Origin of the sequence: Rudaea sp. 3F27F6 (assembly GCF_005503555.1) — a bacterium.
GTDB lineage: Bacteria > Pseudomonadota > Gammaproteobacteria > Xanthomonadales > Rhodanobacteraceae > Rudaea.
In genome coordinates, this window is record NZ_SCNG01000001.1 from 313,701 (window position 1) to 336,261 (window position 22,561).

Consider the following 22,561-nt stretch of genomic DNA (forward strand, 5'->3'; position numbering starts at 1 on the left):
ACGTTCGGCGCACGAGCGGTCGCGCGCGCGCGGGGAAATCAGGTGGCGATGCGTGGCTTGCCTTTGCAGGCGAACGCTTTGCCCAACGGCGGCATCCATCCACGCTTCCAGTGCTTCACGCAGATGGATTTCCGCACTCTCTCCGCTCAAGATTCGCTGCGTGCGGACAACGCGGAACGGCCCACGCGCGCCACGGCGATCAGCAGCAATACCATGATCGCCGGCGCGATATTGCCGATCGCCGGGGCCGCCACGGTCAAGGCGCTGCCGCCGGCCAGCTCGACTCCTTTGCGGATCGCGTTGACGTGCCCCGCGTCGAATCCGCTTTCGGGGAAGACGTCGAAAATCACGTCCGGGTGAATGCCGACCACTTCGTAGCTGTTGCCTCGTGCATCGCGCGTGATGTGATTGGCAATGCCCATATGCCAGCCGTTCGGCAAGCCGCGAACGAAACTGCCGGCAAGCGCGCCCTGCGTCGTCTGGCCGATCTGGGTGGCCTGCGGCAGCACACGCATGTAGAGAATGAGGTATTCCGCGGCGCTGACAGTCACATCGCTCGTCAATACGTAGACGGGTTGCGCGTAGCGCACCGTGCCGGCCGGCTCGATGTAGAACGGCTGCGGTGCGGCCGTCGGGTCCTTCGGCATTTCGCGCGTGTATACGAGACGGCGGCGGTCGGCGAAGCGTGCGGCGGCCGCGGCGATGATGTCGGTCGATCCGCCCGTGTTCATGCTGATGTCGAGCACGAGAGCACGCGTGCCCTGCATCTCGCCGAGCGCACGGTCGAGCGTCTGCGCAACCGCGGTGCGGTCGTCGACGCCGCCGCCGGAATCCAGTTTGTCGACGCGGTTGATCGCGAGGTAGCCGACATTGCCCGCAAGGGTTCCCCACATGAACGCGTCGCCATAGACGCGGCCGCGGCCTTGAGGCGACAGCAGCGCGTAGATCGCGTCGTTCTGCGTTTGATTCCAGACCTCGAACCAAGTGGAAAAATCGACGATCTCGCTCTGCTGCGCAAACGCTTCGCGCAACAGCCGATGTGTCCGCACCGTGGAGGTCGACAAATCCATCTCGATTTTCAGATTGTCTTTGGCGATGGATGTGTGCACATCCTGCAGGCCTTCGAGCAGTTCGGAAAAAACGCCGGCGAGTTCCACGTCGTTGCGTGCCGCCGCCGCGACCGGACGCAGATTGTTCCCACGCTCGGCCCAATCGACGTGGCGCGCCGCGCTGAACGAGTAATAGTCGTGCAGCGACGCCACCGCCGCGTCGAACGTGTCGAGCGGCGTGCTGCGATCGATCGCGTCGCCGCAGGCGGCCGGCAGCGCGGCGATCGTGCGTGCATGGAACTGCACGTCGCCCGGCACGTCGGTGAACACCGTGTCGGTTTTCTCGGGCGACTGCGCGTAGTACGCGAGCGGCGACTCATCGGGGTCGAGCGACGTCAGCGCCTGATCGAGCCAGCAGAGCTTGCCGCCGTCCGCGTAGGTGTAGAACCGCGGCCCGTCTGCACGCACGTCGACGAAGTAGCCGCCGCCCGGCAGGCTCCAAAGACCGCGCAGTCCCTGCTGGTATTGATCGTTCTGCCGCGAGGGCTGCAGGGCCTCCACGGGAAACGCGGGAAACAATTGCGGTGAACCGGGTTGTGCGGCCTGCGCCGGCATGCAAAGGGAGAGGAACGACGTGAGCAGAGCCGCAACCAAATAGCGCATAAACGCGAGGATTTCCCGGAAGGAGACGATGTCGTCCTCATAGTAGTCTTGGGCTCCGCAATGCCTTCCGAACTTTCCGGTCCACCACGCAGCTTTATGCGAAATTCACTGCATCCGACGCAACGACTCGACCACTTCGACATCGCCATACTCGAGACTCTGCAGAACGATGCAGCCGTTTCCTTCGCGCAGCTCGGCGAGCGCGTGAATCTGTCGCCCTCCGCCGTGCAGCGCCGCGTTCAGGCCCTGAAGGCCGACGGCGTCATCACCGGCACGCGCGCGATCCTCGATCCGCGCAAGATCGGACAGGCGCTGACGATCATTCTCGAAATCACGCTCGAAAGCGATCGCACCGACCTGCTCGCGCAGATCCGCCGGCGTCTGATCGCGGCGGCGGAAGTGCAGCACTGCTACTACGTTACCGGCGAATACGATCTCGTCGTCGTGCTGACTCTTGCGGACATTCAGGCCCTGAAACATTTCGTCGCACGCATGCTCGCCGTGGACGACAACGTGCGGCGCTACAAGACTTCCGTGGTGATGGAATCGATCAAGTCGACGACGGCCTATCCGCTCGACGTTGCCGTCTGACCAGCCGAGAGCGTCGCGCTAGGGCGCGCTCGCCGAAGGCGTCGAGCGCGCCGCGAAAACGGCGCCGGCGACAGCAATAACGATGGCGACCACGATCAGGACCGCGGCGACGGCGAAGGTGATGCGCATGCCCGTCGCAATGGCTTCGGGCGGCGCGGTCGTGATGTCATTCGTCATCGACGCGAACGCGAACACCGCCCCCATCGCCGACGCGCCGGTGATCAGTCCGAGATTGCGCGACAGACTGAGCAGACCGGACGTGACGCCGCGCTGGCTCGTGGGGACGTCCTTCATGACGGCCGTGTTGTTGGCAGCCTGGAACAACTGATATCCCGGCGTGAGTATGACGATGCCAGCGATATAGCCCGCAAGCCCGAATAGGCCCGGAAGCACGCACAGAGCCAGCGAACCGAGTGCCATTTCCGCGAGCCCGGCGATGACGGTCGGATTTGCACCGAGGCGATCGACGGCGCGGCCGGCCAGTATGCCGCTCAGTGCCGAGACTATCGGACCGATCGACATCACCATGCCGACCGCCGCACCGCTGAGGCCGAGCGAGCGCGAAAGATAGAACGGCCCGACGACGAAGGTCGTCATTATCACGCTGGAAACCAGCGCATTCATGCCGAGGCTGGCGCTCAACGCGGCATCGCGAAACGCGGCCAGCCGGATCAGCGGCGACGCCACTTTTCTTTCCGCGAATACGAAGGCGCCGGCGCCGATTATCGCCGCCGCCAATAGGATCAGGTTGAGCCGATCGAAGCGACCGTGCCCCGTCGTCATCGCCAGAGCGTAGGCGGCAAGCGTACCGGCGAGCAGCAACGTGCCAGGGATATCGAAGCGGGGGCGATCCGCGCTCCGTACCACGCGATCGAGCGGGAGGAAACGATAGACGAGAAAAACCGCAGCCAGACCGAGGGGTACGTTGATCAGGAAGATCGCGCGCCAGCCGAACCCGGCGATCAACACCCCACCGAGCGACGGGCCGAGCGCGGTGCCGAGCGCCGACATGGTTCCGAGCAGTCCCATCGCCCTGCCGATTTTCTCTTTGGCGACCGTTTCGCCGATCAGGGCCATGGTCAGCGCCATCATCACGGCGGCGCCGAGACCCTGCTCAAATCTGGCGACGATGAGCAACCACAGCGAGGACGCAGCCGCGCACAGCGCCGAGGCACTCGTGAACAAGACCAGTCCGGCCAGCAGCAACAGTCTGCGTCCGGCGATATCGCCGAGCCGCCCGACGCTGACGATCAGCGTCGTGACCGCGAGCAGATAGGCAAGCACAACCCATTGCACCTGCTGGAACGAAGCGCCGAACGCCTCGGCCAAGGTCGGCAAGGCGACGTTGGCGATACTGGTACCGAGCGAGGACAACAACATGGACAAGGCGAGGCCCGCGAGCGCGCCCGCGGACGCGGGCCTCGTTGCGGCGCGCTCGCCGTTTTCTGTATTCACACGATGGGACATGGTCGATTTCGATCCGGCTGATTGGGGTTCGAGCGTTGCGCTTGGTCGGCAGCAACGCCCGGCCGTGGAAAAGTAGCGGCCGACCGGCAGTGGCGGAAGACGCAGCATTTGCACTTATTACATGCACCCGACGCCATGTCTGGTCCGGGTGCTCGTGCTATGGTCGAGGCATGTCGCGGCCCGACCTCAATCTGCTCGTCACCCTCGACGTGCTGCTCGCCGAGGGCAACGTCGCGCGCGCCGCGCGCCGGCTGCACCTGAGCCCGTCGGCGATGAGCCGCGCACTCGCACGCCTGCGCGAAACCACCGGCGATCCCCTGCTCGTGCGCGCCGGACGCGGGCTCGTGCCGACGCCGCGCGCCGTCGAACTCGCCCAGCGCGTCGGCCAACTGGTGCAGGACGCCGAAGCCATGCTGCGCCCCGTCGCGGCACTCGACCTGACAAAGCTCGTGCGCACGTTCACCCTGCGCAATCGTGAAGGTTTCGTCGAGAATTTCGGCGCCGCCCTGATTGCGCGCGTCAGCGAACAGGCCCCGGGCGTGCAGCTTCGCTTCGCACCGAAGCCGGACAAGGAAAGTACCTCGCTGCGCGACGGCAGCGTCGATCTGGAAACCGGCGTCGTCGGCGGAACCGCCGGCCCCGAAGTGCGTACCCAAGGCTTGTTTCGCGACCGCTTTGTCGGCGTGGCGCGGATCGGCCATCCGATCGGCGAAGCCGCGATCACACCCGCGCGCTATGCCTCGGCACGACACATTCTCGTCGCGCGCCGCAACCACGCCGCGAGCCCGATCGACGACGCGCTTGAAGCGCTCGGGTTGAAGCGCGAAATCGCAACCATCGTCGCGAGCTTCTCCGAGGCTCTGGCGCTCGCACGCGCATCCGACTTGATCGCCTGCGTTCCCGAGCGCTCCACGGCCAACCTTCGCGACGGAATGTTTTCCTTCCCGCTGCCGGTCGCGCTCCCGGAAATCGTCGTCTCGCTGCTTTGGCACCCACGCATGGATGCCGACCCCGCGCATCGCTGGCTGCGGGCGTGCGTTCGCGAAGTCTGTGCCGAGCGGTTGCCCGCCTAGCACGCCGCACACAACGAAGAGTTGATGCCACCTCGAATCAGCCGGCGATATGCGCTGCGGCACGTCTCGTTACGCGCAACTCAGCCCAGAAGAACGAGCACGATGAATCGTCCCCCGACAACGTGAAGAGTCCGCTTCTTGCCCTGGCTTCGGCGCGCACGACGCGCGCTCCTTCTCCGGGTCCCCATTACATTGCGGCGGCAGCGGACGATCAGGCCCGCAGGGGGCGCGCGAGGATCGCGCGCATTCCGCTATTGCACATGGATGTGCAATTAGCGGAACCCGGCCGCTGACGCGGACCCTTCGGGCAGGAGCCCGAAGGGCGCAATGTTCTGGGGCGGCGTTTCTTTGGTTACTTTCTTGTCGCTGTAGACAAGAAAGTAACCCGCTCGCCCAAAGGGCGAGTGGAAGCGTTGCTCTTAAAGAAAACAAAAAAAGCAAAGTCGCTGGATCCCCGCTAAGAGCACGCGGGGATGACGAGCAAAAAAGCGGGAATGACGAGCGAAGGCATAAGCCCAATGACCACGCCTCCGATCGCGAAAATCACAGAAACAACAAGAAGAAAAACCCAGAACGCCCGCCCCATCAGCGATCCAGAAAAACTCATTGACGAAACACCCCTCGGGGAATATCTTGTGCCCATCAACGGCGCCCGACACAACATCTGGTTGGTTCGGGCTTAAACGGGAACCCGGTGCGAATCCGGGACTGCCCCGCAGCGGTGACCGGGAACGAACGCTACCAAGGCACTGGATCGCGAGATCTGGGAAGCGGTATCGAAGTAGGCGAGGTGCGGCTCAGGATTGTAGCCAGCCTCACGCCCGGGAGTCCGAATACCGGCCCGCGATCGTCGCGCGCAAGCGCGGCGTCTGGCTTGCAGACCTTCGCGGGAAGGGTGGCCGGGCAGTGCCGCGTCGAGGATTTTTCCTGCGATCGCGCCTTCCCTGACCTATTCCTACCCACCAGTTCTGCATTCGCTCGCGGGAGCGAAGGCCGGCGATCGCGGTTGTCCCCTGCATCCGCGCCGCCTGCCTCGCTTCCTTTCGTCATGCCAAGAAGGAGAGGCACGCATGTCCCATACCGAAACCCTCGCACCCGCCGCGCAGCAAGCGCCGGCGACCACACCCACCTCGACCGCAGCGCCCAGCCAGACCGGCTTCGCGCTGACCCCGCCGCACAACGCGCCCGCCGCGATGCGCGTGGCCAAGCGTTCCGGCGCGAGCGAGCCGGTCGACCTCAACAAGATCGTGCGCGCGGTGACGCGCAGCTGCGACGGCCTGCGCGACGTCGATCCGATGCGCGTCGCGGTGAAAACGATCACCGGGCTCTACGACGGCGCCTCGACGCGCGAACTCGACGAGCTGTCGATCCGCACGGCCGCGTCGCTGATCGCCGAGGAACCCGAATACTCCCTGCTCGCCGCACGCCTGCTCGCCGGCTATATCGACAAGGAAGTGCAGACGCTCGGCGTCTATTCGTTCTCGCAGTCGATCCGCCTCGGTTTCGATACCGGCCTGATCAACGAACGCGTGCTCGACTTCGTCGAAACGCATGCGCGCAAGCTCAACGACGCGATCGACGCGACTCACAATACGCGCTTCGAATACTTCGGCCTGCGCACCCTCTACGACCGCTACCTGCTCAAGCACCCGTCGAAGCGCCAGGTGATCGAGACGCCGCAGCATTTCTGGATGCGCATCGCCTGCGCGCTGACCCAGACCACCGGCGACGCAATCGAGCTGTACCGCCTGTTCGCCACGCTCGACTACGTGCCGAGCTCGCCGACCCTGTTCAACGCCGGCACGCGCCACGAGCAGTTGTCGAGCTGCTTCCTGCTCGACTCGCCGGCCGATTCGCTCGATGCCATCTACGAGAAGTACAAGGACATCGCCCAGCTGTCGAAATTCTCCGGCGGCATCGGCGTGGCCTGGCATCGCGTGCGCGCGGAAGGCTCGCTGATCCGCTCGACCAACGGCCTCAGCAACGGCATCGTGCCATGGCTGAAGACGCTCGACTCCTCGGTCGCCGCGGTCAACCAGGGCGGCAAGCGCAAGGGCGCGGCCTGCATCTATCTCGAACCCTGGCACGCCGACGTCGAGTCCTTCCTCGAACTGCGCGACAACACCGGCGACGAAGCGCGCCGCACGCATCATCTCAATCTCGCCAACTGGGTGCCAGACCTGTTCATGCGCCGCGTCGACGAAGACGCCACGTGGTCGCTGTTCGATCCGGCCGACGTGCCCGAATTCCCCGACCTCTGGGGCGCGGCGTTCGAGCAGGCCTACGTGCAGGCCGAGGCGCAGGGCCTGGCGAAGAAGACGCTCAAGGCGCGCGACCTCTACGCGAAGATGATGCGCACGCTCGCGCAGACCGGCAACGGCTGGATGACGTTCAAGGACGCCTGCAACCGCGCCTGCAACCAGACCGCGAGCAACGACAACCGCGTGCACCTGTCGAATCTCTGCACCGAGATCATCGAAGTCACCAACGGCGGCGAAACCGCTGTGTGCAATCTCGGTTCGATCAACCTCGCGCGCTGCGTCGTCGACGGCGGTGCCGGCAACAAGAGCTTTGATTTCGACAAGCTCGCGCACACCGTGCAGGTTGCCGTACGCCAGCTCGATCGCGTGATCGATCTGAACTTCTACCCGATCGCCACCGCGCGCGCATCGAACCTGCGCTGGCGCCCTGTCGGCCTCGGCCTGATGGGGCTGCAGGACGTCTGCTTCCAACTGCGCCTGCCGTTCGATTCGGCCAGCGCGCGCACGCTGTCGGCGCGCATCTCCGAAGAAATCTACTACCACGCCCTGCACACGTCGCTCGAACTCGCACGCGAGCACGGCGCGCATGCCGCGTTCGCCGATACGCGCGCGGCGCGCGGCGAGCTGCAGTTCGACGCCTGGGGCGTGACGCCGTCCGACCCGGCGCGCTGGAACGCGCTGCGCGACGAAATCAAAGCGCACGGCTTGCGCAACTCGCTACTGATCGCGATCGCGCCGACCGCGACAATCGCCTCGATCGCGGGCTGCTACGAGTGCATCGAACCGCAGCTGTCGAATCTGTTCAAGCGCGAAACCTTGTCCGGAGATTTCCTCCAGGTCAACCGCTATCTCGTCGAAGAACTCAAGCGCCTCGGCCTGTGGACCGCGGAGATCCGCGATGCGATCAAGCTCGCCGAAGGTTCGGTGCAGTCGGTCGCCGCGCTGCCCGAAGAACTCAAGGTCATCTACCGCACGGTGTGGGAACTGCCGATGCGCGCGCTGATCGACATGGCCGCCGAGCGCGGCGCGTACATCGACCAGAGCCAGTCGCTCAACCTGTTCATCGAGAACCCGAACATCGGCCAGCTTTCGAGCATGTACATGTACGCCTGGAAGAAGGGCCTGAAGACGACCTACTACCTGCGTTCGCGCCCGGCGACGAAGATCGCCAAGGCGACGGTCGCGGCGTCCGAGGCGGCACCGAAGACTTACACCGACGTCGAAGCCGTGGTCTGCTCGCTCGAAAATCCCGAGATGTGCGAGGCCTGTCAGTAATTTTTCTTCCCTTCTCCCGCCGGGAGAAGGTGCCCCGAAGGGGCGGATGAGGGAACAGCGCCGCTATCGCGCAATACATTGCGGACATGCGGGGCCTCTCCCTCATCCGCCTGCCGGCACCTTCTCCCGATGGGAGAAGGATTTCTTCGCTTCAACTCGATCGCCAATGCTGGCGATCAGGAAATCACCATGACTTCGTCAACCAACGCAACCAATCATCTGCTCGACCCCGGCTTCGCCCTCACCCTGCGGCCGATGCGCTACCCGCAGTTCTACGAAATGTACCGCGCGGCGATCAAAAACACCTGGACCGTCGAGGAGATCGATTTCCAGATCGACCTGACCCATCTCAACCAGCGCATGACCGCGGCCGAGCGCCACCTGATCGAGCGCCTCGTCGCGTTCTTCGCGACCGGCGATTCGATCGTCGCCAACAACCTCGTGCTCAATCTGTACAAGCACATCAACGCGCCCGAAGCGCGCATGTACTTGTCGCGCCAGCTCTACGAAGAAGCGCTGCACGTGCAGTTCTACCTGACCCTGCTCGACAACTACATCCCGCAGGCGGAACGCCGCGCGCAGGCGTTCGCCGCGATCGAGAACATTGCGTCGATCCGGCACAAGGCCGAGTTCTGCCAGCGCTGGATCGACTCGATCCAGCGCCTCGACCGCGTCGACAGCGACGCCGACAAGCGCCAGTTCCTGCTCAACCTCACCTGCTTCGCCGCGTGCATCGAAGGCCTGTTCTTCTTCGCCGCGTTCGCCTACGTCTACTTCCTGCGCTCGCGCGGCCTGCTGCCGGGCCTCGCCGCGGGCACCAACTGGGTGTTCCGCGACGAGTCGGCGCATATGGCCTTCGCCTTCGAGGTGATCCGCACCGTGCGCCGCGAACAGCCCGAACTGTTCGACGCGCAATGGGCCGACGACGTGCGCACGATGCTCGCCGATGCGGTCGCGTGCGAAACGCTGTTCGCCGACGACGTGCTCTCGGGCGGCGTGGTCGGCCTGTCCGCGGCCGAGATGCGCCAGTACCTCGAATACGTTGCCGACCAGCGCCTGTCGATGCTCGGCCTCGCCCCGCTCTACGGCGTGAAGAATCCGTTCCCGTTCATGGAACTGCAGGACGTGCAGGAACTGACCAACTTCTTCGAGCGCCGCGTGTCCGCATATCAGGTCGGCGTGCAGGGCGAAGTCAGCTTCGACCACGCGTTCTGAAGCAAGGGCGACCGGCGCGCGCGATAGGCGCGCGCCGGTCGCCGCAGCAACTTCATCGCACCGCTCGGCGAGGCGTATCGGCGATCACCGCCGATTTATCCATCCTCCTCGAGCCGTTATCGCCTGACCTGGCATCCGGAACGATTCCGCTTGCGTTGCCGATTGAACCGCCTCGGTGGAATCACGTCCGACGCGGCCCGCACAACCGGTCGCCTCTCTACCCGCACCGAATCACGCCCGATCGATTCGGGCACGACCGAACGCCTGCTCGGTTCTCTGAAGCTCCGTTTCCTCCTCGCCCGAACGTGAGCAAATCCCGGAACACGCGGCGCCGGCAGGCGCAAAACCGCGCCGCGCCTTGATTTCTGGGCCTCTGCTCCTCTCGCGAACGCGAGTACAAAAATCGAGCTTTTGCTCATAACTTATCCGCAACCGGAATCGCACTCGCGATTCCATCCGAAACCACTCATCAGCCCTCTCTGCGCGCCGCGCGGGCAGGCAACTTGCGGACCACGATATGAGCTTTTACTCGCTTTATGTTTTTCAGCGCCGCGCCGGCAACCCGCGCAGCCGGCTGCTCGTCGCGCTCGCGGCAACCGCCCTGCTCGCCGGCTGCGCCGCGGGCCGCGACGACATCCGTCCGTCCGTATCGCCGCTCGATGCGGAACGGCTCGATGCGGAACGGCTCGATGCGGGAACGGCAGTCGCTGCCGCAGCGACCGACGCAGGAGTTCCCGCACCGCACGAGTGGTGGAAGGATTACGCTGACGCCCAGCTCGACCGCCTCGTCGCGATCGCGCTGGAGCAAAGCCCCGACCTGCAGATCGCCGCAGCACGCATACGCCGCGCACAAGGCGACGTCGATATCGTGCATGCGGCCGATCTGCCGGCACTCGACGCTTCGGCAAGCATCGCCAGTGAACGCTTCTCGAACAACTACGGCTGGGGTCCTTACGGCGGCAGTTGGAACACCAACAACCAGATCCTCGCGGAAGCCAACTACCGTTTCGACTTCTGGGGCAAACGCCGCGCGCAGACTCTCGCCGCCGCAGCGCGCATGCTCGCCGGCCGTGCCGAGGCGCGCGACGCGGCGCTGCTCCTGCAGACCAGCCTCGTCGACGCTTACCTCAGACTCGATGCGGCCTATCGCTTGCGCGAACTCGCCGGCCGCGGGCTCGACAGCCGCGAACAGTGGCAGCGCCTGCTCGAAGCCAAGCGCGGCGCCGGCCTCAGCAACGATCTCGACGCCGCGCAACTGCGCATCGCCGTCAACGAGACGCGCGAGGCGATCGCGCAACTCGACGGCGAAATCGACCGCCTGCGCCGCGTCCTCGCCGCGCTCGCCGGCAAAGACCCCGCGTGGGCGCAATCGCTTGCGCCGCCGCAGCCCGCGCTCGCGCCGAATCCCGCGCCGGCCAGCCGCCTACCCGCACGGCTGCTCGGCGAACGGCCCGACGTCGCGGCGGCGCGGGCGCGCGTCGAAGCCGCCGCACGCGGCATCGACGCGGCGAAGGCCGCGTTCTATCCCGACGTCGACTTGTCCGTGTTCGCCGGTCTGCAGCGGCTCGGCCTGCGCGACTTCGCCAGCGCCGGCAGTTTCGCCGCCGGCATCGTGCCGGCGATCTCGCTGCCGATCTTCGACGGCGGCCGCCGGCGCGGCGAACTGACTACACGCACGGCCGAATACGAAGCCGCCGCCGGCGAATACAACGCCGTGCTGCTGCACGCCCTGCAGGACGTCGCCGACGCCGTCAGCGGACTCGCCGTCGCCGATCGCCAGCGCACGCTCGCGCAGGAACGCGCGGCCGAGGAGCGCCGTCGTCTCGCTCTGCAGGAAATGCGTGCCCGCGCCCAGCTCGCCAGCCGCATCGACCTGCTCGGCGCGCGCATCGCGACGCTGCTTGCCGAGCGCGATGCGACTACCGCCGAACTCCGCGTCGCCACGAGCCAAGTCGCGCTGATCCGCGCCCTCGGCGGCGCCCATTCATCCCATCCCCTTTGAGGAACCGATCATGAGTGAAAACAAAAGCCCGCCGCTTGCAGGCCCTTCTCCCGTGCGCCGATCCCGCCGCCTGCTGGCCGTCGCCGTCGCCTCGGCTATCGTCGGCGGCGCCTACGCCGTCTACGCCTGGACCACGGGCGACCTCGCGCGCAGCACCGACGACGCCTATGTCGGCGGACATAGCGTCGTGCTCACGCCGCAGGTCGCCGGCGTGGTCACCGCCGTGCGCGCCGACGATACCGACCGCGTCGCCGCTGGCGACGTTCTCGTCGAACTCGACGCCGGCGACGCGCGCATCGAATTCGATGCGGCCCAGGCGCATTTCGCCGACGCGGTGCGCCAGGTGCGCGGTCTGTCCGCGGCGGTCGATCATGCCGACGCCGAGGTGCAGGTCGCACGCACGGCGCTCGACCGCGCCCGCGCCGATCTGCGTGAACGCCTCGCCATCGCCGACAGCGGTGCGCTGACCGGCGAGGATGTACGCCATGCGCGCGACGGCGTAAAGCAGGGCGAAGCCCTACTCGCCGCGGCCGAACGCGCCAGGGCGCTCGCCGCGACGCGCACGCAGGGTGCGGCCGCCTTGACCGACCATCCCGAGGTGCGCGCGGCGATCCAGCGCCTGCGCGCGGCCGCGCTCGCGCTGGAACGCACGCGCATCGTCGCGCCGGCGGCCGGCATGGTGCATCAGCGCCGCGTACAGGTCGGGCGCCGCGTCGCGCCGGGCGAGGCGCTGCTGACCGTGGTGCCGCTCGATCGCCTCTGGGTCGACGCGAACTTCAAGGAAGTGCAGCTCGACCGCATCTGCGCGGGCCAGCCGGCGACCTTGACCGCGGATGTCTACGGCGCGTCGGTGCGCTATCGCGGCAAGGTCGAAGGCATCGAGGCCGGATCGGGCGCCGCGTTCGCGCTGCTGCCGGCGCAGAACGCGACCGGCAACTGGATCAAGGTCGTGCAGCGCGTGCCCGTGCGCATCGCGATCGAACGCGAGGACCTCGCCGCGCATCCGCTGCGCGTCGGCGTTTCGATGCGCGCCGACATCGACGTGCGCGACTGCCCGAAGGCCGCCGCGTCCTCCGCCGCATGGCGCGACGAAACCGACGTCTATGTCGCGCAGGTCAAGGCCGCCGAGGCGCGCGTGGCCGGTATCGTCGCCGCGCTCGACGGCGGCGCATCGGCGGCCGGAGGCGCACCGTGAGTCGCGCACCGGCGCGGCCGATCGAGACGATGCACGGCGGCCGCCTTGGGTTCGCCGCCGTCGCGATCGGACTCGCCTCGTTCATGGCGGTAGTCGACATCACGATCGCGAACGTGTCGATTCCGACGATCGCGGGCAACGTCGGCGTAAGCTCCGAAGAAGGCGAATGGATCATCACCCTGTTCGCGATCGCCAACGCGATCTTCATCCCGCTGACCGGCTGGCTCGCGCAGCGCTTCGGCCAAGTGCAGTTGTTCGTCGGCTCGGTCGCGCTGTTCACGCTCGCCTCGGTACTCTGCGGGCTGGCGTGGTCGTTCGAGTCCCTGCTCCTGTTCCGCGTTCTCCAGGGCGCCGTCGCCGGCCCGATCGTGCCGTTGTCGCAAGCCTTGCTCGTCGCGATCTTTCCACCGCAGAAACGCGCGCTCGCGGTTTCCGTCTGGGCGATGGTCAACATGGCCGGCCCGGTCGCCGGGCCGCTGCTCGGCGGCTGGATCACCGACCAGGCGAGCTGGCCGTGGATATTTCTCGTCAACGCGCCGGTCGGCGCCGTCGTGGTCTTCGCCGTGACGGCCCTGCTGCGCGGCCAGGACACGCCGACGCAGCGGCGGCCGGTGGACGTGGTCGGCCTCGCCCTGCTCGCGCTCTCGATGAGCGCGCTGCAGATCGCGCTCGACCGCGGGCGCATCCTCGACTGGTTCTCCTCGCCGGTGATCGTCGGCTGCACGATCGTGGCCGTGCTCGGCCTCGTCTGTCTGGTCGTCTGGGAACTCGACGAGGCGCATCCGGCGATCGACCTGAGACTGTTCGCGCATCGCAACTTCGCCGCCGGCACCGCCGCGGTGTCGATCGGCTTCGGCGTCTACTTCGGCGCGATCGTGCTGCTGCCGCTGTGGCTGCAGACGAACATGGGCTACACCGCGACCTGGGCCGGTCTCGTGACCGCGCCGATCGGACTCTTCGGCATCGTGCTCGCACCGCTCATGGGCCGCTGGGTGCAACGGCATGACGCACGCCGGCTCGCGAGCGTGGCCTTCGTGGTCTGGGCGCTGGTCGGGTTCTGGCGTTCGACGATGACGACCGACGTGGACGCGGGCACGATCGCGCTCGGCTGCCTCGTCCAGGGTCTCGGCATCGCCTTCTTTCTGAGCCCGCTGGTCAATCTCTCGCTGGCCGGCCTGCCTGCGGAGAAGCTCGCCGCGGCGAGCGGCTTGCAGACTGCGGTGCGCATGATGTCCGGCGCGCTGTTCAGCTCGATCGCGCAGACCCTTTGGGACCGGCGCGCGCGCCTCCACCAAAGCCACCTCGTCGACCGCCTAAGCGCGCTCGACGACACGACCGCGCAAACGCTCGCCGCGCTGCACGGCGCCGGGCTTTCACTGCAGCAGGCCTGGGCGGCGCTCGAACGCCAATTGGGCCTGCAGGCGAACCTGCTTTCGCTCAACGATTTCTTCCGCCTCTCGGCCGTGTTGTTCGCGCTCGCGCTCGGCCTGGTCTGGCTCGCGCGCACGCCGCAGGCGGCGAAGCGCTGAAACACCGACGAACTACAAGGACTCTCAAATGACGACGACCCATTCCGCTCAACGCCCTTCGGGCCAGCGCCGCAAGGCCAGCGTACTCGCCACCTGCGCAATCACGCCGCATATGCGCCGGATCACCCTGTGCGGCCCCGATGTCGACAGCTTTCTCGACGAAGACCGCGTCGATGCGCCGGCGGCGTGGATCAAGATCTTCGTGCCGGCCGCGGCCGGCGGCAGCATCGGCCGCGCCTACACGATCCGCCGCATCGACCGCACGGCGCGCAGCTTCGACGTCGACTTCGTCGTGCACGGCGACGGCCCCGCAGGGCGCTGGGCGGCGCACGCCGCGCCCGGTGCGCAGATCGAATTCGCCGGGCCGCGCGGCGGCGGCTTCGCCCTGTTGCCCTCGACGCGCTGGCTGCTCCTCGTCGGCGACGCCTCGGCGCTGCCGGCGATCCATTCGCTGCTCACCCGTGTGCCCGCCGCGCTGCGCGTCTTCGCGGTGATTGCAATCGACGATGTGCATGAACAACAGGTCCTGCATTCGGCAGCCGAGCTGTCGGCAACCTGGCTCGTGCGCGCGCAGCACGACCGGATACTGTCTGCGCTCGACACGATCGCAGCCGCGCAAGCGACCGAATCCGGCCAGGCATGGATCGCGGGCGAGGCGGCGATGGTGCGCGACGTGCGAAACTACTGTCTCGAGCACATCGGCATGGAGCGGGCGAAAGTGAGCGGCAAGGGCTATTGGAAACACGGCGAAAGCGACTACCGCTCGCCCGACGACTGAATGCCCGCGCGCGTTTGCCTACGCACCGCAGCGACGAACCATCATGACCAAGCCCAAGCCCGTCAGCCCGCGCAGACTACCGCGCCAAGCACGCTCGCAAGACACGCTCAAAGTCCTCCTCGAGGCGGCCGCGAGCGTGCTCGAGAAGGACGGCCTGGAAGGCTACAACACCAACGCCGTCGCCGCGCGTGCCGGTGTCAGCATCGGCTCGCTCTATCAGTATTTTCCGCACAAGGACGCATTGACCGCGGCGCTGATCGAGCGCGAGCGCACGTTGCTCGTCGACGAGATCGAGCACGCGCGCGCCACGCCCGACCGCAAGGCGGCACTGACCGGGATCATCGCCGCCTGCGTGGCGCACCAGATGCGCCGACCCGCGCTCGCGCGCCTGCTCGATCTCGAAGAAGCGCGCCTGCCGATCCACCAGGACAACCGGCGCGTGCACGACCGCGTGCGCCGTGCGATCGCGGCCTGCGTGCGCGGCCATGCGGCGACCGCCGCGCTCGGCACGGCCGCGGTCACCGACGACATCTTCGCCATCGTGCGCGGCATCGTCGACGCGGCCGGCGAGCGCGGCGAGGTGCGCGCCGCCGCGCTACGCTCGCGCGTCGAGCGGGCGATCTTCGGCTATCTCGATTTCGTCGCCGATCCCGCGGCGCGCAAGACGAATGGCCGGCGCGAACCCTGAGGCGCGCACGCTGGCCGTGCATCATGATCGTCAGCGCGGCGGCGCGGACGCACCCATCACGTAGTTCTCCGGCGCCTGCGTGCCGAGCAGATGCTCGACGAAATGGTCCCAGACGCGGCGCATGTAGTAGTCATCGTTGCGGAAGAATTCGTGAGTGCGGTTCGGCAGATAGACGAGATCGAAGCGCTTGTTCGCTTTGATCAGCGCATCGGCGAGCTGCAGAGTCACCGACGGCAGCGCGTTCTCGTCCATGTCGCCGTAAGCGAGCAGCAGATGCCCGCGCAGATTTTTCGCCAGCGTGGCGTTGTCCATCCTGGCGAAATTCTGCGGCACGCTCTGCGGCGTCGGCCGCACGCGCCGGCCGTCGCCGTAATCGGGCACGCCGAGCAGGTCGGCGAGTCCGTCGTAGAAGCCCTGGTAGTTGTGCGGGCCGGCCGATGACGCGGCGACCTTGTAGAACTCCGGATGCGACAGGATCGCGCGCGCCGAGGTGTAGCCGCCGAACGAATGTCCGTAGACGCCGACGCGGTCGAGATCGATGCCGCCGTAGCGCTCGGCCAGTTGGTGGATCACGGCGATGTGGTCTTCGATCTGCGGATCGGCGAAGTTGCCGTAGCCGACGTCGGCGAATCCCTTCGAGCGCCCGCGCGTGCCGCGCGCATCAATCGTGACGACGACGAAGCCGAGCTGGGCCAGACTCGCACGCGACACCGGATTGGATGTCTTCACCGCCTCGGCGTAGCTGCGCGGTGCGTTCATCATCTGCGGGCCGCCGTAGAACGCGTCGATCAGCGGAAACTTGCCGTCGCGGCGGAAACCGGGCGGCCGATAGATCACCGCAAAGAGGTCGGTCTTGCCGTCGGCCGATTTCGCGGCGACGCGTTCGGGTGGCTGCCAGCCCGTGGCGAGTACCTTGGAGACATCGGCGTCTTCGAGCTTCATTACGACGCGGCCGTCTTCGCTCGAACGCAGCACGGTCGTCGGCGCCGTTGCGACGGTCGAATAGGTGTCGATGAAATAGCGGCCGTCCGGCGAGAACGCCGCGCCTTCGGCCGCGCCGTCGAACGGCCCCGGCAACGACGATTCGATTTCGTGTTCTGCGTTTTCCGGTGTCAGCAGGATCGGCTTGCCGCCGTCGAGCGAGACGCAATAGAGATGGCGGTAGTACGGATCGCGCCCCGGTTCGCGCCCGCTCGCGGTGAACCAGAGCCGGCGCCGCTTCGCATCGACGTGGACGACGTCGCGGACGAGCCAGTCGCCCGCAGTCAGCGCGCGCTTGAGCCGGCCGCTGCGCAGGTCGTACAGGTACAAGTGGCCCCAGCCGGTCTTCTCGGAGAACCAGACCGCCTCGCCGGTCTCGGGCAACACGCGCACATTCGGCGCGCTGTAGAGCAGATTGTTCGGCCACACGTAGGTCGGGCCGGTTTCGTCGACGATGCGGCGCAGCTTGCCGCTGCCGAAATCGAGCGCGTCGAGGCTTAACCTGCGACCATCCTTGCCCTTGACCAAAACGTAAGCCTCATCGCCGCGCTCCGACCAGGCCAGCACGGCGGAAGGATCGAATGCGGCACCTTCGCCGAGATCGAAGACACGCTTGCTGCCGTCCGCCGTATCGATCGCGAACGCTTCGCTGCGCGGCTGCGCAGCGTCGCCGAGCAGGGCCATGCGCAGGCGATAAATCTTCGGACGGAAACTGCCGTCCTGCGGCACGGATTCGACATAGGGATATTCAGCAAGCGCGCGCTCGTCGAGACGTTCGCCGAACACGTACTTGCCGTTCTTCGACCAGGCGACGTTGAGCGGCGGCAGCGGCGCCTTGTTGCGCAATTGCGGCAGGCTTACGAGCGAGGAATCGGGCAGCTTGCCGTAGGCAAAGTACGCCTCGCCGTCTCGGCTCAACGCGCGTTCACCGGCCTTGCCGCGCAGCCATAGATTGTCGTCGCGCATAAATACCTGCGCGCTGCCATCGGGCGAAGACAGCGAATCGGCCGGCGCGCTCGCAGCGTTTTCGGCCACGCACGAATAGGTCGCCACGTCGCAATGCACGACGCGCCCGTCGATCGGTTTCAACGTCACGCGCAGACGGCCGTCCGCACGTTCGACGCGATCGATGTCGAGGCCGCCCTCGGGCAAGCCCGGCGCGTTCTTGGCGGATGCAATCGCCTTGTCCAGGCGTTCGCGGTCGAACAGCGGTGCGCGCGTGGCGCGCTCGGCGTCGACAAGAATGTATTCCGCGCCGTCCGCGCCGTCGCGTCGATACCAGAAGCGCGGCTCCTCGCCGATCCACTGCGCGGCGACGCGCGCATTGAGGATGGCGTTGCCGAGGCGCGCGTCGAGAACTTTCTCCGCGCGCGCGTAGTCGGCCGTCGTCAATGCAGGTGCCGCCGTTACCGCACCCGCGGCAGCGACGGCAGCGACGGCAGCGAAACCGAAGAAAACGCTGTGCCGGGCAATGCTTTGAAACATCGATGGAATCCTCAGGAACGGGAAATGCGCCGCCGCGCCGACGGCGTCTGCAACGGATGGCGGCGCATGACCTCGGCGCCGAGCAGGCCTTCGTAGTAGAGCGGTTTCAGCCGCCGCCGCTGCGCCGGCGTTTCGATGATGCGCATGGCGTAGTAGCCGACCTGATGGAAATACGTGATGCGCGCGCGCACGAAGGCCTGCGGCTTCGCGTAGCCAAAACCGCGGAAGATTCCGGCGAGCAGTTCGATACGCCGTGCATCGACCTCGCGCACCGCGGCCTCGACCTCGGGCGAGATGCGCGCCCAGTCGCGCACGGCCGAGTCGTAGGCCGGGCTGAAGGCGATCTCGTCGATCCACATTTCGACGACCGCCTCGAACTGCGCGAGCGGATCGTCAGCGGCGCGCGCGACGGCGGCGAACCACGGCGACGTGTTCGCCTCGCGCCAATGCTCGACTAGCGCACCGAGCAGCTCCGCGCGGTCGCGGAAATGCCAGTAGAAGCTGCCGCCGGTGACGCCGAGCTTCTTCGCCAGCGCATCGACCTTGACCCGCTCGACGCCGCCCTCGATCAACGCCGCGCGTGCCGCGTCGAGCCAGCCCTCGCGATCGAGACTGCCGCTGCTGGCCGCCTTCCGGCGCCCTCGTCGCACTTGCTTCGCTGCCATGACGTCCTCCTTGCCAACCTCCGTAGACTACTCTATGGTAATTCCATAGACCTGTCTATGGTGAAGTGCGATGCGCAGAATCGGATTACTGGGACTCGGTATGCTGGCCGCTCTGGGAACCGCCGCTGCGGCGGAAACGCCGCACGAAGCCGGCGCTTCCTCCGCGAAGCTGGCGCGCGTGGCGGACGCATTCTGGCGCCGCACGCAGGAAGAGAATCTCGACGTCGCGCGGCTCGTCGATCGCCCGCCCGCGCATCTGCCGACGGTCTCCGCCGCGCGCTGCGAAGCCGACGCGCGCAACGCCCGCCGCGGGCTCGCCGATCTCGCCGCCCTCGATGCGAAGACGCTGAGCGCCGCCGAGCGCATCAGCCTCGAAATGCTGCGTTGGGAATTCGGCGACCGCATCGAAGGCGCGCGTTACTACTGGCTGCAGCCGGTGCTGACGCCCTACTCGACTCCGTTGAATTCGGCGCAAGCCTTGTTCGCCGGTTACGCGCTCGCCAAGCCGGCCGATCTCGACGGCTATCGCAGGCTGCTCGGCGAATTGCCCAGCATGATCGGCGCGCTCGAAACCTTCACGCGCGGGCAGGCCGCGCGCGGGATCGTGTTGCCGCGCGACGAGCTGAGCGCGGTCGTCGCCCTGCTCGACTCGTATATCGCCGAGGCGCGCAAGAGCCCGTTCTTCGTCGCCGACGAACGCGTGCAGCGACTCGATTCGCAAACCGCGCACAGTTTCCAGGACGAGGTCACGCAAGTTATCGACAAGCGCGTAAATCCGGCGATCCGATCGCTGCGCGAATACCTCGCCGGCGCTTACCGGGACAAGGCACCGACCGCTGTCGGTCTCTTCCAGTATCCGCAAGGCAAGGAGTATTACCGCTACCTCGTGCGCCATCACACCACGCTCGATCTGAGCCCGGAACAGGTGCACGAGCGCGGGCTCAAGGCCGTCGCCGAACTCGAAGCGCAGATGGACCGCGTGCGCGGCGAAGCCGGCTTCGGCGGCAGCGCTACGGAGTTCCGCCGCTTTCTGCGCGAAGACCGCCGCTTCTACGCCGCGACGCCGGCCGAGGTGGAAACGCGGCTCGCACAGCCGGTCGCCGAGGCGCGCGCGGCGCTCGACCGCTTCTTTCCGGCGATTCCGAAAGCGCCTTACGGACTGCGCCGACTCGATCCCTCGCTCGAAGGCGCGCAGACATTCGGCTACTACGATCCGCCGTCGGCGAGCGATCCCAAGGGCTATTACAACTACAACGCCGCACACCCGGAACAGCGCTCGCTGCTCGAAGCGCGTTCGATCATCCTGCACGAACTGCTGCCTGGGCATCACCTGCAGATGTCGCTGCAGTTGGAGAACTCTGCGCTGCCGGAATTCCGCCGGCTCGGCTTTCCGACCGCTTATCTGGAAGGCTGGGGCACTTATGCCAGCCGCCTCGGCATCGAGATGGGTCTCTACGGCGATCCCTACGACCGCTACGGCCAGCTCACCGCCGAGCTGTTTATGGCCGTGCGTCTGGTCGTCGATACGGGCATGAACTACTACGCCTGGCCGCGCGAACGTGCGGCGGCCTATATGCGCGAACACCTGATCCTGTCGGATGCGCAGATCGCTTCGGAAACGCTGCGCTATGCGGTGGACATGCCGGGTCAAGCGCTCGCCTACCGCATCGGCGAAGAAGCACTGATCGCGATGCGCGAACGCGCCGCAAAGCAGGCAGGCACGACCTTCGATGTGCGCCGCTTTCACGGCTGCGTACTCGGTCAGGGAGCGATGCCGCTCAGCGTGCTCGAGCATCATCTTGCCGCCTGTCTCGCCGCGGACGAGCAGTAGGCGGAAAATCGCGTCGACCCAGCGCGCATCGGTCCCGCGCCGATTCCGGCGGAGCCATGTCCGCGGAAGCGAAGTCGCGTGCCGATTTTTCTATCCCGCTTTCGGCATCGTTCCAAGCACGGCGTGTGGTGAACGAGCCGGATCGGTCGCCTCTAGCAACCGGAACACGACCGCTCGCAGCGCTTCGCGATGGTTCGCCCCGCCGCTCCGCGCCACGTCATAGACCTGCAGTTGTTCGTGCGCACTCGTGCCGCGCACGAGGATCGTGCGCAGAGTGCGCATCGCGTCGTACGGATCGAGAATCCGCGCATCGGGCGCGGTCAGATCGAGCGCCCTGTCGACGAGTTCGGCGACCGCAATCGTTCGATCGCCGGCCTCGTCGATAAACTGCGCCTCGATGCCGTGGCGCTCGGCCCGCCAGCGATTCTCCTCGATCAACCGGCGCGTCGCGGAACTGCGGCTTGCGCCGAGCTGCGGCAGGCGCAGATGCGCGCTGACGAGGCAGCGGAACAGGATCGCCAGCGCGATCGTATCCTCCACGCGCGTGCAACTGTCGGCGATGCGCAGCTCGATCGTCGGATAGCGCGGCGACGGCCGCAGCGCCCACCACAACTCGCTGCCGTCTTCGATGCTGCCGGCGCGCTGCAGGATCGCGATGAAACGCTCGTAGTCGGCGTCGTCTTCAAAAAAATCCGGGATGCCCGCGCGCGGCCATTCGGCGTAGACCGATTGACGGTAGGCATAGAGCCCGGTGCGGCGCAGATTCCAGAACGGCGACGAGGTCGACAAGGCGAGAAACAGCGGCAGCCACGGCATCAGTCGGTTCATCAGCCGCACGCGGTCGCCCTCGGGCACCGCGACATGCACGTGCAAACCGCAGAGCAGATCGCGCGCGCCGACGATCTGGTACTCCTCGGCGATGCGCCGGTAGCGCGGCTTCTCGGTATGCGCCTGCTGATACCAATGCGCGAGCGGATGCGAACCGCAGGCGATGATGCCGAACTGCATCGCCTCGGCGATCTCGGCGAGCTGTGCACGCAATGAGGTCATCGTCTGCAACGCGGTCTGCGAATCGGTGAAGACCGGCGAGACCAGTTCGACTTGCGACTGCAGCATCTCGAACTTCACTGCCTCGCCGAGCCGCCGCTGGCAGGTTTTGACGAACGCCTTCGGCACGCGCGTCGGCGCACGGCCGGTGCGCAGGTCGACGAGAAAGAATTCTTCCTCGATGCCGAAAGTCAGCGCTTCGGCGGGAAGCAAATCCGCGACCGGGCGGACGGTCTGCACCGTCATCGGCTATGCACCTTGACCGCGAGATCGGGCCGCAGCGTCTGCGCGATGCGCGCCAGGGCTCCGTCCGTTCCGCACACCAGAATCAGGCCCTCGTCGAGAAATTCGAGACGCGTGGCAAGATGACCGTGGCCCTCGTCGAAAGCAGCCTGAAACGCGGCGTGCAGGGACGGATCGGATTCGATGCGCCGGCCAAGTTCGGGATGATCGTGGCTGTGCAGCCAGTCGATGAATTCGACGAGATCGACCTTCGTTTGACCGTCGCGCAGCACGAGAAAATCGGCGAGCAGGCCGATCGCCGTTGCCACGATACCGGCCGGAATGCGATTGTGCACGATGGCTTCAGGGCTTTCTTTCCCGGCGGATACGCGCATCACGATCTCCTGAGCCATTGGCCTACTCCCGACAATTGCGGTTGAAGAATCGAAGCTTAGAACCGAGCGGTTACTCACAGCTTCGAACTCAGTCATCGACGCACGATGCGGCGCAGTGGAATGCGACCGCATCGTCTTCGACGCGTGGA

Annotated in this window: 16 protein-coding genes and 1 riboswitch; of the genes, 10 read left to right on the plus strand and 6 right to left on the minus strand. The window is 66.5% G+C overall.

Annotated features, from left to right (window positions below; translation table 11 throughout):
* Positions 1-146 precede the first annotated feature (146 nt).
* Complete coding sequence (locus FFS30_RS01360) at positions 147-1,712, minus strand: S41 family peptidase (RefSeq protein ID WP_137911318.1); 1,566 nt, start codon at positions 1,710-1,712, stop codon at positions 147-149.
* 96 nt (positions 1,713-1,808) lie between these two features.
* Between FFS30_RS01360 and FFS30_RS01365 the strand changes: the two genes are divergently transcribed.
* Complete coding sequence (locus tag FFS30_RS01365; RefSeq protein WP_171014356.1) at positions 1,809-2,303, plus strand: Lrp/AsnC family transcriptional regulator; 495 nt, start codon at positions 1,809-1,811, stop codon at positions 2,301-2,303.
* A gap of 18 nt (positions 2,304-2,321) precedes the next feature.
* On the opposite strand, the gene FFS30_RS01370 is transcribed toward FFS30_RS01365, so the two are convergent.
* Entirely contained in the window at positions 2,322-3,770 is a 1,449-nt protein-coding gene (locus FFS30_RS01370; RefSeq protein WP_137911320.1) for an MFS transporter, read from the minus strand.
* A 170-nt stretch (positions 3,771-3,940) separates the two neighbouring features.
* Here FFS30_RS01370 and FFS30_RS01375 point away from each other — a divergent pair, with 170 nt between their 5' ends.
* The 8 genes from FFS30_RS01375 to FFS30_RS01410 all read left to right on the plus strand — a co-directional run bounded on the left by FFS30_RS01375 (position 3,941) and on the right by FFS30_RS01410 (position 15,786).
* Complete coding sequence (locus FFS30_RS01375; protein ID WP_137911321.1) at positions 3,941-4,843, plus strand: LysR family transcriptional regulator; 903 nt, start codon at positions 3,941-3,943, stop codon at positions 4,841-4,843.
* 629 nt (positions 4,844-5,472) lie between these two features.
* Positions 5,473-5,703, plus strand: a riboswitch (cobalamin riboswitch).
* A 210-nt stretch (positions 5,704-5,913) separates the two neighbouring features.
* Entirely contained in the window at positions 5,914-8,379 is a 2,466-nt protein-coding gene (locus FFS30_RS01380; RefSeq protein WP_137911322.1) for a ribonucleoside-diphosphate reductase subunit alpha, read from the plus strand.
* 189 nt (positions 8,380-8,568) lie between these two features.
* Positions 8,569-9,594, plus strand: coding sequence for a ribonucleotide-diphosphate reductase subunit beta (locus FFS30_RS01385; RefSeq protein ID WP_137911323.1), 1,026 nt, complete (start codon positions 8,569-8,571; stop codon positions 9,592-9,594).
* Positions 9,595-10,111: 517 nt separating this feature from the next.
* Positions 10,112-11,596 (plus strand): efflux transporter outer membrane subunit, encoded by a 1,485-nt coding sequence (locus tag FFS30_RS01390; protein ID WP_137911324.1) that lies wholly within the window; start codon positions 10,112-10,114, stop codon positions 11,594-11,596.
* A 10-nt stretch (positions 11,597-11,606) separates the two neighbouring features.
* On the plus strand, positions 11,607-12,791 hold the full coding sequence (locus FFS30_RS01395; RefSeq protein ID WP_137911325.1) for an efflux RND transporter periplasmic adaptor subunit: 1,185 nt from the start codon (positions 11,607-11,609) through the stop codon (positions 12,789-12,791).
* Positions 12,788-14,320 (plus strand): DHA2 family efflux MFS transporter permease subunit, encoded by a 1,533-nt coding sequence (locus FFS30_RS01400; RefSeq protein WP_171014357.1) that lies wholly within the window; start codon positions 12,788-12,790, stop codon positions 14,318-14,320. The genes FFS30_RS01395 and FFS30_RS01400 overlap by 4 nt, the downstream gene beginning before the upstream one ends.
* Positions 14,321-14,348: 28 nt before the next feature.
* Positions 14,349-15,098 carry a siderophore-interacting protein gene (locus FFS30_RS01405; RefSeq protein WP_137911326.1) on the plus strand — a complete coding sequence of 250 codons (750 nt, stop codon included), beginning with the start codon at positions 14,349-14,351 and terminating at the stop codon, positions 15,096-15,098.
* Between the two features lie 43 nt (positions 15,099-15,141).
* Positions 15,142-15,786: a TetR/AcrR family transcriptional regulator gene (locus FFS30_RS01410; RefSeq protein WP_137911327.1), complete on the plus strand. Its 645-nt coding sequence runs from the start codon at positions 15,142-15,144 to the stop codon at positions 15,784-15,786.
* Positions 15,787-15,816: 30 nt separating this feature from the next.
* Here the strand turns inward: FFS30_RS01410 and FFS30_RS01415 are convergent, their stop codons facing one another.
* Both FFS30_RS01415 and FFS30_RS01420 read right to left on the minus strand, forming a co-directional pair.
* Complete coding sequence (locus FFS30_RS01415; protein ID WP_137911328.1) at positions 15,817-18,252, minus strand: DPP IV N-terminal domain-containing protein; 2,436 nt, start codon at positions 18,250-18,252, stop codon at positions 15,817-15,819.
* An 11-nt stretch (positions 18,253-18,263) separates the two neighbouring features.
* Positions 18,264-18,917: a TetR/AcrR family transcriptional regulator gene (locus FFS30_RS01420; protein ID WP_137911329.1), complete on the minus strand. Its 654-nt coding sequence runs from the start codon at positions 18,915-18,917 to the stop codon at positions 18,264-18,266.
* Between the two features lie 100 nt (positions 18,918-19,017).
* Here FFS30_RS01420 and FFS30_RS01425 point away from each other — a divergent pair, with 100 nt between their 5' ends.
* Entirely contained in the window at positions 19,018-20,748 is a 1,731-nt protein-coding gene (locus FFS30_RS01425; protein WP_171014358.1) for a DUF885 domain-containing protein, read from the plus strand.
* Between the two features lie 90 nt (positions 20,749-20,838).
* On the opposite strand, the gene FFS30_RS01430 is transcribed toward FFS30_RS01425, so the two are convergent.
* Both FFS30_RS01430 and FFS30_RS01435 read right to left on the minus strand, forming a co-directional pair.
* Positions 20,839-22,041 (minus strand): carboxylate-amine ligase, encoded by a 1,203-nt coding sequence (locus FFS30_RS01430; RefSeq protein ID WP_137911331.1) that lies wholly within the window; start codon positions 22,039-22,041, stop codon positions 20,839-20,841.
* The gene (locus FFS30_RS01435) at positions 22,038-22,430 is read right to left on the minus strand and encodes a hypothetical protein (RefSeq protein WP_137911332.1); all 393 of its coding nucleotides are present in this window, start codon (positions 22,428-22,430) and stop codon (positions 22,038-22,040) included. Before FFS30_RS01435 ends, FFS30_RS01430 begins: the two co-directional genes overlap by 4 nt.
* Between the last annotated feature and the right edge of the window lie 131 nt (positions 22,431-22,561).

What these genes read in the sequence shown, in the direction of transcription:
- FFS30_RS01360 (WP_137911318.1), bottom strand. Translation starts at nt 1,712, where the DNA reads ATGCGCTATTTGGTTGCGGCTCTGCTCACGTCGTTCCTCTCCCTTTGC.
- FFS30_RS01365 (WP_171014356.1), top strand. Translation starts at nt 1,809, where the DNA reads ATGCGAAATTCACTGCATCCGACGCAACGACTCGACCACTTCGACATC.
- FFS30_RS01370 (WP_137911320.1), bottom strand. Translation starts at nt 3,770, where the DNA reads ATGTCCCATCGTGTGAATACAGAAAACGGCGAGCGCGCCGCAACGAGG.
- FFS30_RS01375 (WP_137911321.1), top strand. Translation starts at nt 3,941, where the DNA reads ATGTCGCGGCCCGACCTCAATCTGCTCGTCACCCTCGACGTGCTGCTC.
- FFS30_RS01380 (WP_137911322.1), top strand. Translation starts at nt 5,914, where the DNA reads ATGTCCCATACCGAAACCCTCGCACCCGCCGCGCAGCAAGCGCCGGCG.
- FFS30_RS01385 (WP_137911323.1), top strand. Translation starts at nt 8,569, where the DNA reads ATGACTTCGTCAACCAACGCAACCAATCATCTGCTCGACCCCGGCTTC.
- FFS30_RS01390 (WP_137911324.1), top strand. Translation starts at nt 10,112, where the DNA reads ATGAGCTTTTACTCGCTTTATGTTTTTCAGCGCCGCGCCGGCAACCCG.
- FFS30_RS01395 (WP_137911325.1), top strand. Translation starts at nt 11,607, where the DNA reads ATGAGTGAAAACAAAAGCCCGCCGCTTGCAGGCCCTTCTCCCGTGCGC.
- FFS30_RS01405 (WP_137911326.1), top strand. Translation starts at nt 14,349, where the DNA reads ATGACGACGACCCATTCCGCTCAACGCCCTTCGGGCCAGCGCCGCAAG.
- FFS30_RS01410 (WP_137911327.1), top strand. Translation starts at nt 15,142, where the DNA reads ATGACCAAGCCCAAGCCCGTCAGCCCGCGCAGACTACCGCGCCAAGCA.
- FFS30_RS01415 (WP_137911328.1), bottom strand. Translation starts at nt 18,252, where the DNA reads ATGTTTCAAAGCATTGCCCGGCACAGCGTTTTCTTCGGTTTCGCTGCC.
- FFS30_RS01420 (WP_137911329.1), bottom strand. Translation starts at nt 18,917, where the DNA reads ATGGCAGCGAAGCAAGTGCGACGAGGGCGCCGGAAGGCGGCCAGCAGC.
- FFS30_RS01425 (WP_171014358.1), top strand. Translation starts at nt 19,018, where the DNA reads ATGCTGGCCGCTCTGGGAACCGCCGCTGCGGCGGAAACGCCGCACGAA.
- FFS30_RS01430 (WP_137911331.1), bottom strand. Translation starts at nt 22,041, where the DNA reads ATGACGGTGCAGACCGTCCGCCCGGTCGCGGATTTGCTTCCCGCCGAA.
- FFS30_RS01435 (WP_137911332.1), bottom strand. Translation starts at nt 22,430, where the DNA reads ATGGCTCAGGAGATCGTGATGCGCGTATCCGCCGGGAAAGAAAGCCCT.